Source organism: Thermococcus sp., assembly GCF_027012695.1.
Lineage (GTDB): Archaea > Methanobacteriota_B > Thermococci > Thermococcales > Thermococcaceae > Thermococcus.
In genome coordinates this window covers 1-13,707 of record NZ_JALUYR010000024.1, presented here as the reverse complement: position 1 = coordinate 13,707, position 13,707 = coordinate 1, and the positions used below count along the sequence as shown (strand labels likewise).

Annotated in this window: 17 protein-coding genes; 6 read left to right on the top strand and 11 right to left on the bottom strand. The window is 53.7% G+C overall.

The window, feature by feature from the left end; translation table 11 throughout:
* Both MV985_RS01335 and MV985_RS01330 read left to right on the top strand, forming a co-directional pair.
* The coding region (locus MV985_RS01335; protein WP_297458925.1) for an antitoxin VapB family protein at positions 1–213 on the top strand (213 nt) is incomplete at its 5' end.
* A gap of 19 nt (positions 214–232) precedes the next feature.
* The gene (locus MV985_RS01330) at positions 233–577 is read left to right on the top strand and encodes a type II toxin-antitoxin system VapC family toxin (RefSeq protein WP_297458917.1); all 345 of its coding nucleotides are present in this window, start codon (positions 233–235) and stop codon (positions 575–577) included.
* On the opposite strand, the gene MV985_RS01325 is transcribed toward MV985_RS01330, so the two are convergent.
* Positions 570–917 (bottom strand): ASCH domain-containing protein, encoded by a 348-nt coding sequence (locus MV985_RS01325; protein ID WP_297458908.1) that lies wholly within the window; start codon positions 915–917, stop codon positions 570–572. The genes MV985_RS01330 and MV985_RS01325 overlap by 8 nt on opposite strands.
* Positions 918–932: 15 nt before the next feature.
* The gene (locus MV985_RS01320) at positions 933–2,045 is read right to left on the bottom strand and encodes an NAD(P)/FAD-dependent oxidoreductase (RefSeq protein ID WP_297458900.1); all 1,113 of its coding nucleotides are present in this window, start codon (positions 2,043–2,045) and stop codon (positions 933–935) included.
* 60 nt (positions 2,046–2,105) lie between these two features.
* On the opposite strand from MV985_RS01320, the gene pcp reads away from it, so the two are divergent.
* The 3 genes from pcp to MV985_RS01305 are packed head-to-tail and all read left to right on the top strand — an operon-like array spanning position 2,106 to position 5,353.
* Positions 2,106–2,708 (top strand): pyroglutamyl-peptidase I, encoded by a 603-nt coding sequence (pcp, locus tag MV985_RS01315; protein ID WP_297458891.1) that lies wholly within the window; start codon positions 2,106–2,108, stop codon positions 2,706–2,708.
* Between the two features lie 42 nt (positions 2,709–2,750).
* Positions 2,751–4,742: a DUF460 domain-containing protein gene (locus tag MV985_RS01310; protein ID WP_297458883.1), complete on the top strand. Its 1,992-nt coding sequence runs from the start codon at positions 2,751–2,753 to the stop codon at positions 4,740–4,742.
* 5 nt (positions 4,743–4,747) lie between these two features.
* A complete protein-coding gene (locus MV985_RS01305) occupies positions 4,748–5,353 on the top strand; it encodes a hypothetical protein (protein ID WP_297458876.1) in 606 nt (201 codons plus the stop codon).
* Here the strand turns inward: MV985_RS01305 and MV985_RS01300 are convergent.
* The 5 genes from MV985_RS01300 to MV985_RS01280 form a co-directional block, all read right to left on the bottom strand.
* Positions 5,350–5,646 carry a transcriptional regulator gene (locus MV985_RS01300; protein ID WP_297458869.1) on the bottom strand — a complete coding sequence of 99 codons (297 nt, stop codon included), beginning with the start codon at positions 5,644–5,646 and terminating at the stop codon, positions 5,350–5,352. The genes MV985_RS01305 and MV985_RS01300 overlap by 4 nt on opposite strands.
* Positions 5,647–5,650: 4 nt before the next feature.
* A complete protein-coding gene (locus tag MV985_RS01295; protein WP_297458860.1) occupies positions 5,651–6,244 on the bottom strand; it encodes a hypothetical protein in 594 nt (197 codons plus the stop codon).
* Between the two features lie 69 nt (positions 6,245–6,313).
* On the bottom strand, positions 6,314–6,496 hold the full coding sequence (locus MV985_RS01290) for a hypothetical protein (protein WP_297458854.1): 183 nt from the start codon (positions 6,494–6,496) through the stop codon (positions 6,314–6,316).
* A gap of 71 nt (positions 6,497–6,567) precedes the next feature.
* Positions 6,568–7,842: an ATP-binding protein gene (locus MV985_RS01285; protein ID WP_297458848.1), complete on the bottom strand. Its 1,275-nt coding sequence runs from the start codon at positions 7,840–7,842 to the stop codon at positions 6,568–6,570.
* A gap of 91 nt (positions 7,843–7,933) precedes the next feature.
* Positions 7,934–8,908, bottom strand: a complete 975-nt coding sequence (locus MV985_RS01280) for a TIGR00269 family protein (protein WP_297458841.1) — start codon at positions 8,906–8,908, stop codon at positions 7,934–7,936.
* A 60-nt stretch (positions 8,909–8,968) separates the two neighbouring features.
* Here MV985_RS01280 and MV985_RS01275 point away from each other — a divergent pair, with 60 nt between their 5' ends.
* Entirely contained in the window at positions 8,969–9,721 is a 753-nt protein-coding gene (locus MV985_RS01275) for a hypothetical protein (protein ID WP_297458834.1), read from the top strand.
* Here the strand turns inward: MV985_RS01275 and MV985_RS01270 are convergent, their stop codons facing one another.
* The 4 genes from MV985_RS01270 to MV985_RS01255 are packed head-to-tail and all read right to left on the bottom strand — an operon-like array spanning position 9,722 to position 13,660.
* Positions 9,722–10,855 (bottom strand): site-2 protease family protein, encoded by a 1,134-nt coding sequence (locus MV985_RS01270; RefSeq protein ID WP_297458932.1) that lies wholly within the window; start codon positions 10,853–10,855, stop codon positions 9,722–9,724.
* A gap of 49 nt (positions 10,856–10,904) precedes the next feature.
* Positions 10,905–11,789 (bottom strand): glycosyltransferase, encoded by an 885-nt coding sequence (locus MV985_RS01265; RefSeq protein ID WP_297458830.1) that lies wholly within the window; start codon positions 11,787–11,789, stop codon positions 10,905–10,907.
* Positions 11,786–12,475: an IspD/TarI family cytidylyltransferase gene (locus MV985_RS01260; RefSeq protein WP_297458821.1), complete on the bottom strand. Its 690-nt coding sequence runs from the start codon at positions 12,473–12,475 to the stop codon at positions 11,786–11,788. Before MV985_RS01260 ends, MV985_RS01265 begins: the two co-directional genes overlap by 4 nt.
* Positions 12,476–12,481: 6 nt before the next feature.
* Positions 12,482–13,660: a CDP-glycerol glycerophosphotransferase family protein gene (locus MV985_RS01255; protein WP_297458816.1), complete on the bottom strand. Its 1,179-nt coding sequence runs from the start codon at positions 13,658–13,660 to the stop codon at positions 12,482–12,484.
* Positions 13,661–13,707 lie beyond the last annotated feature (47 nt).

Genomic DNA, 13,707 nt, shown 5'->3' with positions numbered 1-13,707 from the left:
ATGGTCAAGACGATAACGATTTCCGATGACGTTTACGACGAACTCGTTCGAATTAAGGGTAAAAAATCCTTCAGCGAGCTCTTTAGAGAGCTTTTGCGGGAGAGAAAGGGAAACGTTGATGCCCTGCGCCACCTCTACGGGATTCTGAGTGAGGATGAGTACATGGAGGCGAAGAGAAAGCTCAAAGAGATCGAGGAGGAGTTTGAAAAATGAGAGCAGTCTTGACACAAATGTGATAATCGAAATTGCCAGGGGCAACCGCGAAGTCTTTGAAAAAGTCTCTGCTCTGGACAACACCTTTTACATAACTGCCATAACAAAGTTCGAGATTCTTGTGGGAATGCCTAAGAAAGATGAGCTCATATGGCTTGAGGCCCTAATAGAGCTTCCCTTTGATGGAAAATGTGCCGAGATGGCGTCGTATCTTCATAAAAAGCTGATGAAGCAGGTGACACCGATGTCATTAAGGGACCTGTTCATTGCTTCCATTGCCATTGTCAATGGCATGCCAATAATAACCTTGGATGAGAATTTCAAAGTTTTAAAGGAACTGGGGTTTGATGTTCACGTTATTTAGATTCCTCAATCCACGCGACCGGTTCGACCTCTATAGCCACCACTCCGTACTTTTTCTCCTTCTCCTCTGAATAAAACCTCCGGTAAACTTTAACGCCCTCTTCAATGCTCTTCACTCCGGGCAGGACGTTCTCAAGGCCCTCCTTTTCCAGCATTTCCCTGAAGGATGAGTAGACCCTCAGGTCCTTTACAACACACACCAGTTTGTTCTCGAAGACTATTTCATCCCCGGGTTTTATGGCCTGCCTCTTCTCATCGTACAGACGGCCCTCGATTTTCTTTTTTCCCTCGGCTATTGCCTTCAGGTATTCCTCCTGGAGACCCATTCTCCACGTTGTCACTCCATCACCCCCTGCTCAGACGAGGTAGCGCACTATCGAGGGACTTATCCTTATGAGCTTTGCGAGCAGCCTCGGTCTCTTCAGTATGGCCTTCGCCGTCCTCACGTGGTCGTCGAAATCGGCCTGGGTCTCTATGACTTCCCTGGCCTCTTCGCTTCCGAGAACCTCGAAGACCCTCTCTATGTTCTCCTGGCCCATCCCCTTGAACACTTTCCTGAAGCGAAGGCCAAAGCTTATCTGGTTCTTGATGTCCTTGCATAGCTTTTCGTATTGATCTGGCCTTCCTGAGAGGAGCGCTTCCCTGAGGGCGTGGGCGCAGAGCATCCCGAAGACTATCCCTCCTGCGGTGGTGGGCTTTATCTGCAGCGCGGCGTCACCTATGAGGGCCACGTTGCCCCTGATCCAGGGTTTCCTCCAGCCGAAGCCAACGCTTCCTGCTTTGAACTCGACTATAGAGGTTGGCTTTAGCATCCTCACCCGCAGGAACCTGTTCAGGGCCTCGATGCTTCCCAGCGTCCCGACCCTCGCCAGTCCCCGGTTCACGGGAGCGACCCACATGAAGAAGTCCTCGTTCAGGTCCTTGTTTACCCATACCTCCACGAAATCCTCCCGAAAATCACCAACGACTTCTACCTCATAGCCGCTCAGGAATTCCGCTTTTGTCTTCGCGCCGATGGCCTTCGCGACCGTGCTCGAAACGCCGTCCGCTCCAACGTAGAAGTCCGCCTCCACATCGAGTCTCTCGCCGAGATGCTGAAGAACGGCTTTCCCGTTTCTGAACCCCTGGAATGTCGTCGCCATGTAATATTCCGCGCCCCTTTTGATGGCCCTCTCCGCGAGGGCCTTCTCGAGGGTTTTCCTGTCAACCATATACGCCTGGGGCGTCTTTCTCTCCACCTCAAAGCTCTGGATCCGTGAGTAAAAGACGGCCCCGCGAAGCCTGTTGATCACTGCCCCCTCCGGAAGGCCAAGTCTCTCGTAGTTCGCCGCCCCGATTATCCCGGTGCAGGCCTTCCCCCCGAAGGAGCCCTTTCTCTCCACAACGGCCACGCTGAAGTCCCTCGCCAGAATGCTCGCCAGGTAGTTGCCGACGGGTCCACCTCCGATGATAAGAACGTCGTACTTCATCCTCACCCCCCGCCGGGTGTATCTTTTAAACCCTAAAAACCTAACCTTCCCGGTGGTCCCATGAAGGTTTTGGTTACCGGTTTTGAGCCCTTCGGCGGCGAGAGGATAAATCCCTCCTGGGAGGCCGTTAAGGCGCTCTCCCCTGAACTCGATGGTTCAAGGGTTGTGAAGGTTCAGTTGCCCGTCTCCTTCAACCGCGTCAGGGAGATCCTTCCCGGTATCATCGCGCGGGAAAGGCCGGATCTGGTTCTGCTGACCGGTCAGGCCGGTGGACGGCCTAACATTACCGTCGAGCGCGTTGCGATAAACGTGATGGACTCGGAAATGCCGGACAACGACGGCTTCAAGCCGGAAGATGAGCCGGTCTTCGAGGGAGCCCCAAGCGCGTACTTCGCCACTATACCGATAAAGCGCGTTGTTAAAACCCTTAGAGGGGCTGGAATTCCGGCGGGGATTTCGAACAGCGCTGGAACCTACGTCTGCAACACCGCCATGTTCACGGCCCTGCACACGATAGCTGTTGAGGGAATGAAAACCCGGGTTGGCTTCATTCACGTGCCCTACAGTCACGGGCAGGTGCTGGATAAGGGGAGGCCGTCAATGGCCCAGGAGACGATAAACCGGGCCGTGGAGCTGGCCGTCAGGGCGATCATATCCACCTGAAACCTTTTAAATCCCCACTGTTATACACACCGAACCCGGAGGGTGAGGCCTATTCTGATACTGGGAATAGACGTGATCGGCGAGAACCCGAAGAAGTTCGCCGTCGTGAGCTGGCAAAACGGAAGGCTGGAGAGAAAGGGTGAGTTCACACTCTACAGGTTAATTCGCTTCATCCAGGGCAAGAGACCTGACATTGTGGCCATAGACAGCGTTACCGAGCTCGGCGACGATTTGCGAAGGTTTCTCAGGGCACTTCCCCCGGGGACCAAGCTCGTTCAGGTAACCGGTAGGCCCGGCGAACAGAGAAGCCTGCAGAGCCTCGCGAGGGAGCACGGCATAAGAACGATTGACCGCTTCGATCCCTACGAGGAAGCGAAGCTCTCCGCTTTGCTCGCGAGCAAGGGGGTAGGTTACGAGGTTTTGGCTTTCGAGGACGAGGTCATCGTCAAGGTAACCCGCGGGCGGAGCCATGGCAAAGGTGGCTGGAGTCAGGACCGCTACAGGAAGAGGGTGCACAACCTTGTTAGGGATAAAGTGAGGGAAATTGAAGACAGGCTGAGAAGAGCTGACATACCCTTCGACCTCGAGACAGAGGAAAAGGACTACGGCTTAGCCAGGGGCGAGTTCAGGGTTTACGCGAGCAGGGAAGAGCTGGCCGGGCTGATAAGGCCGATGCGCGGTGGGGACGTTGAGGTCAGGATTTACCCGGTTGAAAGGGCCGAGCTCGGTTTTGCCCCGCTCAAGGGCGAGGAAGCCATAAAGGAGCGGAAAAGCATTATAGTGGGCATAGACCCGGGAATAACCGTTGGAATAGCGGTCGTTGATCTGAGCGGGAACGTGATTGCCCTCCACAGCGAGAGGAACATGCCCGTCGGCGAGGTGTTCAGGTTTATCAGCGAGATTGGACATCCAGTGATAGTTGCAACCGACGTTTCCCCTGCACCTGGATTCGTCGAGAAGATAGCGCGCTCCTTCAAAGCGAACCTTTTCGTTCCAAGGGAGAGCCTTCGCGTTGAGGAAAAGAACGAACTCCTGAGAAACCTCGGTCTCAGGGTTGGGGACGATCACCAGCGCGACGCTTTGGCGGCAGCTTACAAGGCCTACCTCCGCCTCAAACCAAAACTGGAGCACGTTGAGGCCAAGCTCCGCGAGACAGGACTAACCCGGCGGACCGACGAGGTAAAGGCACTGGTCATACAGGGCTACAACCTCGGGGAAGCCATGCAGAGGGTTGCAAGGCGTGAGAAACCGCGGGAAGGGGAAGAATCCGGGGTTCAGGAAAGTGCTGACGTCAGGCCCTACGTGAAGAAGATCCGCGAGCTCGAGGACAGGATAGCCCTCCTCGAACGCGAGAACGAGGAGCTCCGGGATGTCATCAGGGAGCAGAGGAGAACCATCGAGAGACTGGAAAGGAGAATAGCTGACTACGACGAGGAGGTGAGGAAAAAGGTTCTCCGGGAGAGGGAACTCGAGGCGAAGGTGAAGCGCATAGAAACCCTCGAGAGACAGCTCAGGGAGGCCAGGGCGGTGATAGAACGTCTCAGCAGGGATCTTGTCAGGGTCAAGAGGATGAACGTGGTCGAAATACGCGGTTCTGCGGTTCCGCTCAAGGTTCTCAGGGTTCTCAGCTGGCGCGAGCTCGAGAGAATTGAGCGTGAAGTTGGTTTGAGGAGGGGCGATGTCCTCTTCGTAATAAATCCAGCTGGAGCCGGAAAGGCCATAGCCGGGGAGCTCGTTGAAAAAGGGATAAAGGCGCTGATAACGGAGAGACCTCTCCCGCAGACTGTTTCTGAGGTCCTCCGCGAGGCCCACCTGCCGTTCTTCCTTTCCGAGGAGCTGGACGTCAAGCGCGTTGACGAGTTCGCCGTCGTTGAGCGCGAGACCCTCGAGAGGGCCATCGGCGAGCTCCTTGAGAAGTGGAGGAGGGAAGACGAGGAGAGGGAAGCGGAGAGATTCCTCAGACTCGTGGACGAGTACCGCATCGAGAGGAAGAAGGAACTCATGAGAAAAGCGGAGGAGGAAAGCCGGGGCTGATAAGTATGATGACCGAGAGAAAGGTAATCCTGACCGCGATAGGTGTCATTTTCGCAGGTTTTCTGACCGGGCTCTACTACCGCAGAGTTGACCACATACTCAGAACCCTATGGACGATGGGTTTTTTGAGTTTCCTTCTCTGGCTCCCTGGGAAGTATCCTAAGCCCGACGGCAGGCTCGGGGCACTGCTGAGTCCCTTCTACAACGAAGGCATAGTCGCAATCCTCGCGGTATTCCTTGCCATCCACGTCTCCCTGGTGAACGTCCCCTTCACGGACATAGACCTCTTCAACGTGGCCTTCAGGGACGTGGACATGATAAGCCACTCCCTCGGCGGCCTGGTAATGTGGCTCTTTATAACTTCAATACTCGTGGAGCTCAGACCGGATCTTCCACGGAGAAACGTCCTGATCTACTCCCTGCTGATCCTCTTGATGATAGGGATCGTCTGGGAGTTCGCCGAGTGGTTTGGTTCCCGCTTTACGGAGGGCATACTGCAGGAGACTCCCCTCAACAAGCTCCGCGACATTATAATGGAGCAGTTGGGTGCCCTTGTGGGTCTGTGGATGGTCACAAGGAAGGGCTATCCGTTCAAACTGCGGAACAGTTAGAGCCCGTTCAGAACCGTCTTCAGCATCCGCAGGAAGCGTCTGGTTTCCTCCACTCCTTTCTCGGTTATCCTTACCGCGGTTCTCGGTCTGTCCACTATCACTTTGTAGACTTCCACGTAGCCGGTTCTCTCGAGGGCCCTGAGGTGGGAGTCCAGGTTGCCTGGGGTCACCTCCAGAACCTTCAGGAGATCCCTGAAAAGCACCCGGCCCCTGGGCAGAAGGTAGAGCATAATGGCCAGCCTCATAGGGTTCCCGAGGACGTGGTTCCTGGCCAGCTCCCTGATGGTCTCCATGATATCACCGCTCGATCGCTCTGAAGGCCGAGTAGAGGTAGAGGAGCACCGTGATGGAGTAACCGAGGCCCACCCCGAAGCCGGCCATGAGACTGGTCCCGGCCTCCATCCCGTAGGCGATGGGTATCAGAAGTGCCGGCACGAGGAATGCGGGTATTACTTCCTTCTCTGATCTCATCGCCACGAGGAACATTCCGCCCACTGAGAAGGATATGAACGTCAGGAGGGCCAGTCCTATCTCGGTGTCCACTGGACGGTTCAGAACAGCGGGAACCACGATCCAGCCAAGGACGAAGCCGAGGGACCACACGAGGGCTATCTTGATGTCATCCTTTCTCGATCCTTCCATTCCTGCGAGCCTCGTAAAGCGCTTCCATATCTCGCCGCTGAACTTCATGGCAAGTGCGAAGGCAACGGGCCAGTAGAGGACGTTGAACTGCCACGGGGGGTTCATAATCGCAAGGAGCACGTAATAGAGCATCAGGATCACGAGCCACACGGCAAAACTCATCGCCCCGTACATCTTCCCGGCGGCTATGAGCTTTCCCTCCACCCTCTCGAGAACATCCCTGAGCTCCCTCACGTCTTCCATTCCCATCACCTGTTTAGAATAGGACATCCCCCTATTTATAGCGTGGAGTTTCTCTGAATTTCAGAGAAAGTCCCGTCAGGTTCGCTGAGGAATGTAGGAGGAAGGCCTGACGATCCCGGTGGAGTAGTATGCGTAGCCCACGAGGAGGCCGAGTACGAAGGTACTGACCGTCCCGATGGCTTTTCCCCTCTCAAAGGCCGCTACATGGGTGGGGCTAAGAGAACGATGGAGAGAAGAACGCGCTTCTGATGTGGCCATATTCCAGGAGGTAGCCCTTCACCAGTTCCTGATCGGGAGTTTCCTTGAGCTCTTCTGTGGGAATAGGCGTCTCAGTACTCCTCAAGGAGGAACTTCCATAGCGGAACGATTTCGATTCCGTCGACTCTTTTCTCCAAATCCCACGTTATCAGTACCGACTTTTCCCAGTGGAAAATTCTCTTTGCTTTTTTCAGGGCTTTTAGCTCACGTTCCATTGTTTCGGGGTTTGAAACATCGTAGCTGACCTGGATTAGAGTTTCCTCTTCTGGTATGACGAAGTCCACCTCCCAGTTATCGCCGAGGGCGTAGTTCAACTCCTTGCTTCTCCTGAGGAGTTCTATGAAAACCGTGTTCTCCATGAGCCTGCCAAAGTTCTCGCTGAACTTTATGCTGAGGAACGTTATGAAGGAGCTGTCAACAAAGTACACCTTCTTTGGATGCTGGAGCTTCAGCTTGACTTTGGGGGAGTAAACTTCCACCGGAAACGCGAAGTAGCACTCCCGGAGATAGCGCAGATAATTTGAGAGCGTTGCCTTACTTATGGAGTATCCGAGGCTCCTCATAGTGCGCTCCAGCTTACTGAGGCTGAAGTATTCGGAGTTCAAAAGAAGTCTTATGAACGCCCTGAGCTCCTCCGGGTTTCTAACGCCGTAGCGTTCCACCACGTCAAGGGCTATTATTGTGTTGAAGTAATCCCTGACGAGCATCCTCTTGATTCTGATGTCATTGGTTAGGACAACCTCCGGAAAGCCCCCGAAGAGAACGTACTCTCTCAGTAGGTTTAGAAGTTCAGGCTTTTTCGTGCTGAACTCAACACGGTCGGGTATCTCGAATTCTCTGAACCTTAGAAACTCCCTGAAGCTCAGTGGAAACACCTCGAAGGTTAGGGCCCTGCCCCTTAAAGATGTTGGAATCTCCCTGCTGGAGAGCTTTGAAGAAGAGCCGCTTAGAAAGAGCTTCACCTCTTTTTTGGAATCGTTTATGCGTCTCACCCAGGAGTCCCAGTTCTCAACGTTCTGAATCTCGTCGAGAAAGAGATAAAGTCTCTCCTTTTTCCCGTAAAGTTCTTCAATCGCAGGTATGAGCTCTGTTAGAGTTTTGATGCTCTTTTCAAGCCTCTCGTCTTCGAAGTTGATGTAAAATATCGATTCCCTTTCAGAGGTCTTTGCAAGCTCATTGATGAGCTGGAACATGAGGTAGGTTTTTCCCGCCCTTCTGCACCCGGCGAAGGTTACAACCTTGTTGAGCTCCCAGGGAATAAGGGAGAGGTCAAAGTCCCTCTCGACTAACCTGGGCGTCCAGGTTTCCTGCCATTCCGTTAAAACCTTCGCGAGTTCTTCCCTCATGGTTGGTAATATGCGTCCATGGTTTATAAAGGTTGTTCAATATACTGAACAACCTTTTATAAACTTCTGTTTAGCATGTATAATCAATTTCTCATTCGACCCTGAAGGTTATTCCCTTTTCCTTTGCCTTCCTCTCGACCTGAAGGCGGAACTGGCAGGCCTTGCATATCTCCCCCGTTGTGGGCTGTCCACATATCTTACAGCGGTTCAGCTCGCTGGTTTTCTTTGTGTAGGTCTTCGCGATGAGCGGGAAGAGCTTGTCGTAGCTCCTCAGTATCTGGTACTTGGTTCCCGGATGCTTTTCTTCCATCTCGTTGAGCCAGTCCCTTATTTCGGCCCTAAAGGCTTCAACCGCGTATGGGCACTCGCTTAAATCAACCTCAATGTTGTTTAGAACCGCGTAGAGGACTATCTCCTTCTCGGGAATCTCGCGGAGGGGCTTTATCCTCGGCACGAGTTCGGGATGGATTTCCTCGTAGTAGGGGCCTGTTCTTCCTAATCTGGCTATATCCCCGCGGAGGATGTTCATTATGAACATCTGGACTTCATCGTCCAGGTTGTGACCTACCGCTAATTTGTCCGCCCCAACGTCCTTGGCCGCGTAGTTTAAAAGCCATCTCCTCCAGACGCCGCAGTAGGAGCACGCTCCAACGCGCTCGCCCTTCTCAAAACTTCCCATTATCTCCACGGTCTCATCAAGAGTGAAGCCAATGTATTCCTTGAAGGAATAAATCCTGTGCTCTACCCCGAGTTTTTTCGCGTTCCTCTTCGCTATCTCCACGCTCGGTGGTCTGTAACCTGCTATGCCCTCATCTATCGTTATCGCCACAAGCTCGAAGGGAAACTTCTCGCGGAGCTTCGCGAGGAGGTGCATGAGAACGACGCTGTCCTTCCCCCCGCTGACCCCTACGGCTATTCTCTCGCCCCTCTCAATGAGGCGATACTTCTTAACGGTCTCCTTGAACTTCTTCTCCACCATCTCGTTGAAGTGTTTGTGGCAGTAGTAAAGCCCGCTGTAGCGCGCGTGGTAGACGGCATCACGGTTGCACTTCGAACACTTTGGCATGGGCATCCCTGGGGGATGATGCTTAAAAACCTTGACGGCGACCTACTGGGGGGAAACCATATGGAGTGGAAGATAATCCCCACGGGAATAAAGGAACTGGACACGATGCTGGGCGGAGGGATTCTTGACGACAGCGTGGTACTGGTGGTCTACGACACCAACTCCTTCGGCTGGGTTCTTGCGGCGGAGGTGTTCAGGTCCCTCGTCGAGAGGAACGGTTTCGGCATCATCACCAACTACTCCCTTCCCTACAGTCTGCTCTCCAAGTACGCGGGTGTCCTGGGAATTGATCTCGACGAGGCAGGTCTCGAGGGCAAGCTTGCCATCGTGGACGTTTTCGGGGCGATGTATGGAATAAAACTGGACCGTCCCCACCTCTATTACCTCCCCCACGTTGACGCGAGCACCTTCCTGCCAAAGATCGTCGAGGTTTACTACCGGATACTGCAAACCACTGGAAACAGGAAGCCCATAGGCCTTACGGTGGGACTGGACGGCTTCGCCCACATTTTCGACGAGGAAACCGTCATCAGGCTTCTCCGCAGGAACATGATGCTCAAGGAGAAGGCCAAGGCAACGGAAAACCGCGAGAGGCCGATAACCATAATGCTCCTCAACAGGGACAGGGTCTCGAGGGCCTTTATTTCGTGGGTTTCCCACTACTCGGAGCACATACTGGAGTTTGAACCCACCTCCCGGCCAGGGGTGGAGAGGATAATAGCTAGGAAGTCCCTTCTTCCGGATTTTGGGCCGTCGGAGGCCGAGTTCTTTTACTCCAGGGGTAAAATGAGAATAAGACTCCCGGAGAGGTGACTAGCCAAACAGATTCAGCACCGCGGGGATGAGGTTCAGCCCAAGTAGGAACAGACCGGCGCCTATCGTGAAGTATCTCACCGGTTTCGCTATTCTCTCCGGGAGGTAGTGTTTGAATACGTCATCGAGCATTCTTCCCCCGTCGAGGGGAACCAGCGGGAAGAGGTTCATCAGGCCTATCCCGATGTTCAGCACGTACACCCAGTAGAGCGAGAAGAACAGCGGTAGCACAAGCCAGTCCATCCCTATCTTTGAGACCACGTGCTGGGCGGGGTAGATGCCCAGATAACCCTTCCCGGGTCTGTCCGGGTGTTCCCCTAGCCTGACCGTGAGTTTCAGCTCCCTTCCGTTCCTGAGGACCGTCAGCGTCACCACCTGCCCGGGCTTCGTCCGGTTCATGAAGGCGATGAACTCATCCACGGTTTTGATGGTGGTTCCGTCCATGGCAACTATAACGTCGCCCTTCTGGAGTATACCGTAGGATGGCCCGTTCTCGAGAACCCCCGACACGAGCACACCCGATGGCTGGAGGAGGGGCGAAACCGCAAAGGTCAAAAGGAGGAGCGTTACCAGTGCGGTTCCAACGTTCGCCAGCGATCCAGCTCCGTAAACCCTCAGCCTGGTCCGCAGGGGGGCCTTTGAGAGGGCCTCCTCATCGGGCTCGACGAAAGCACCGGGAATTACTGCCAATAACACGAGTCCAACCGACTTAAGGGGCAGACCGTCCGCCCTCGCTGTAACACCGTGACTGAGCTCGTGGACGATCATTACCACCGCGAGGCCCACGAGACCGTACCAGAGGGGTATAGTGAGACCCGGAATGACGAGCTGAACGCCTCCACCCCCACCACCGCTAACTGTCTGCACCGCGGTCTTCAGGAGGGCGTAGAAGACGTAGGCCATACCCATGAATCCCAGGGCTATCCCAACGTCCCCGTAAACCCTCCAGAACCTTCTGTTCTTCCGGGCCAGCCTGTCTATAAATCCGAGCAGTCTCTTGGTGCGCCACATGGCAATGAACATATCAACGCTGAGACCCTCCTCGGATTCCTTTTCCCTTCTCCCGAAGAGGGCGTAGAGAACTGTCCAGAAGATGAGGATTCCCGCGATGACTCCCAGGAGGGTGGTGTTCATTTGACTCACCTGAGGGGTTTTTGACCGGTGGTTTAAAAATGTAGTGTGTTCAAATTCTTCCCAGGAATTTGAGCAGGTATATCCTGGTCCTCACGTCGGCAATGGAACCAAGAATGTCGGCCAGATTTCCCCTCATGGTCGGGTTGAGTCTGAAGGCTTTGAGCACATCCTCCGCACCGCTTCTGTTCCCCCCGAACAGTTTTAGGAGCCCTATTTGGAGGAGGTGATAGCTCAGAATCCGGGGATTGTGCCTTATGTCCCCGTGCTCCTCAATAATCCTGTACCTTCCGGCCAGGTACTTCGTGAAGGAGAACTGGCCCGAATGGATGGAATAGTCCACCAGCGGCTCGTCTATCGCCCCGAAGCGGCAGATTCTCGACATCCTGAGCCACATATCCCAGTCCTCGCACGTTGGGAAGCTCTCCCTGAAGATGCCGGCCTTCCTGAAGCACTCCCTCTTTACCATTATCGTGGAAGTTCCCGTTATGTTGTCCTTGAGCATGTATCTGTAGACGTCCCCCCTCGCTTTAGGGTGCTTTATCCCCAGAATCCTCCTCTTCTCGAGGTAATAGTATGTGAACGCCGTGTAGATAATCCCGTAATCATCCGGCAGCTCACCAAAGAGCTCCAGCTGGCGTTCGAGCTTGTCTTCTCTCCACCGGTCGTCATCGTCGAGAAACGCTATGAACTCTCCTCTCGCTTTCAAAACACCGAGGTTACGGGCGTTCGCTATTCCCTTTCCCCTCTGGGGTATGTACCTTATCCTCCCGTCGCCAAAGGAACGGACGAGCCCCCGTGTTAATTCGCTCCGGGCCCCGTCGATGACAAGAATCTCAAAGTCATCGAAGCTCTGGTTTAATACGCTCTCTATTGCTCTCTTTAGAAGGGCATCCCTGTTGTAGGTGGGGATTATGACCGAAACAGCCGGCCTCACGTCCCCTCCTCCAGAATCCTTATGAGGGCCCTCGCTATCTCTATGTCTTCCCTGAACGTTATCTTCAGGTTGAAGCAGTTGCAGTTAAAAGTGTGAACCTCAAAGCCAGCCTTCATAGCCAGGAGGATGTCGTGGGGTATGGTGTTGAGGTATTTCCCCTTCACTGCGAGTTCGAGCGTTTTTTTGAGGGCGTCGTAACGGTAGCCAGTTGGCGCTTCGCCAATTACGTATCTTGAGCGGTCGTGTATCCTCTTTACCCTGCCATTGTCCAGCTCTATCAAGTTTCCCGTTATCGGGTTGACGGTGGTTATGACATCCTTATCATCTAGCCCCCTGATTATCTTCCTGAACACCCGGGGAGGAATGAAGGGCCTCACGGCGTCGTGGACGATGACCTTTTCTTCTCCCTTCTCAACCTCCCGGAAACCCTTGAGCAGGGACTCGTTCCTCGTTTTCCCGCCCAGTGTGACCTTGGAGATCTTTGGATAAGATCCCTTTAATTCCCCCGCGGTCTCGATGAAATCCGGATTGGACACGAGTACTATGGATTCTATCCCATCAATCCTCGAGACGTTTTCTAAAGTGTGCTCTATTATCATCTTTCCCTCCAGCGGATAGTACTGCTTTGGAATTCCCAAACCGGCTCGCTTTCCTATCCCTCCGGCGAGAAGAATCAGCGTTGTCATCAATCATCATCCCCTGATCAGCTGCTCGTAAACCCTCTTCGAGGAATCGTCATCGTCCCCGACCTCGTATAGGAGGTTTTTAACGGTTTTTCTCCACTCCAGATCTTTCTTGGGGTCTTCAAAGTAATCCGTGAGAGCGGTGATTAGTTCGTCAACATTCTCGGGTTTTCTTCCGGGGGCGAAGAAGTCGTATGGAAGGAGAAAGCCGCTCTTCTTCTCCAACTCTCGTCTGTCCGGCAAATAGAAGACCACCGGCCTCTCCAGGAGGATGTAGTCCTCATAGATGCTAGAATAATCCGTTATGAGAACGTCAAAGGCACCCATGACATCGTTTATTGTTAGAAGCCTTCTTTCCAGCATGTCGTTGGTCAGCAGTTTGACGTTTCCATAATCCCCAATCTCAGGTTTTACGGTATCGGCCACGAGCTTGTGGGGTTTGATGACGAGTAATGCGTTGGCCCCCTTTAAAAACTCGATGAATTTTCGGGAAACAACGCTCCTGACGACCCTCACACTCGCATCGAAGTCCTTTAGATAGCTCGTGTACCTGTAGGTAGGGGCATAGAGGAGAAGGTGCTCATAATCCTCGGTATCCACTCCCAGAATCGCCGAGAGCAGAGCTCTGGCCTTCTTCAAGTTGGCCAGCATACCGTCGTTTCTGGGCTGGCCGAGGATTCTGAACTTCTTTGGCTTTATCATGAACTGCCTCACGAAAGCACCTACAACGAGCTCGGAGGTGGTTACAAAGTCGGTAGTCCATCGATCCATGTGGAGGTAGAGGTCTCCTATTCCGAGTGGATGTTCATAGCCGGTCTTTTTGCCCGGAAGGCCGTGCCAGAGCTGAATAACCCTCTGGCCAAGATGAGGTGTTACAGGCAAGACGTCCGTTGTAACCACGAACTTCGCCCGTATCAGCTCTTTTAATCCCCCTGCCGAGTAGAGGGGAACCCCTTTCACGTCGGGATGTGCATCAGCTAGTGCATTCCATCCCGCGGAGTTTGGTTTGTTAAGGAGCCACACCAGCTCATATCCTTCGTTGAGCCCGTAAACGTACCTGAAGAGCGCGAGAGCGTTGTCGGAAACGTCTGGCGTGGAATAGAATACTATCCTGTTCTCGTCTTTGGGTAATACGCTCGCAAGTGAGAGCAGTCTTGAAGCCAGTAGCTGGAGTCGGACGCGGTTCATGGTTATCGTATTCAGTAACTGTAAAGCTTTAAAACGTTCTCGGGCAA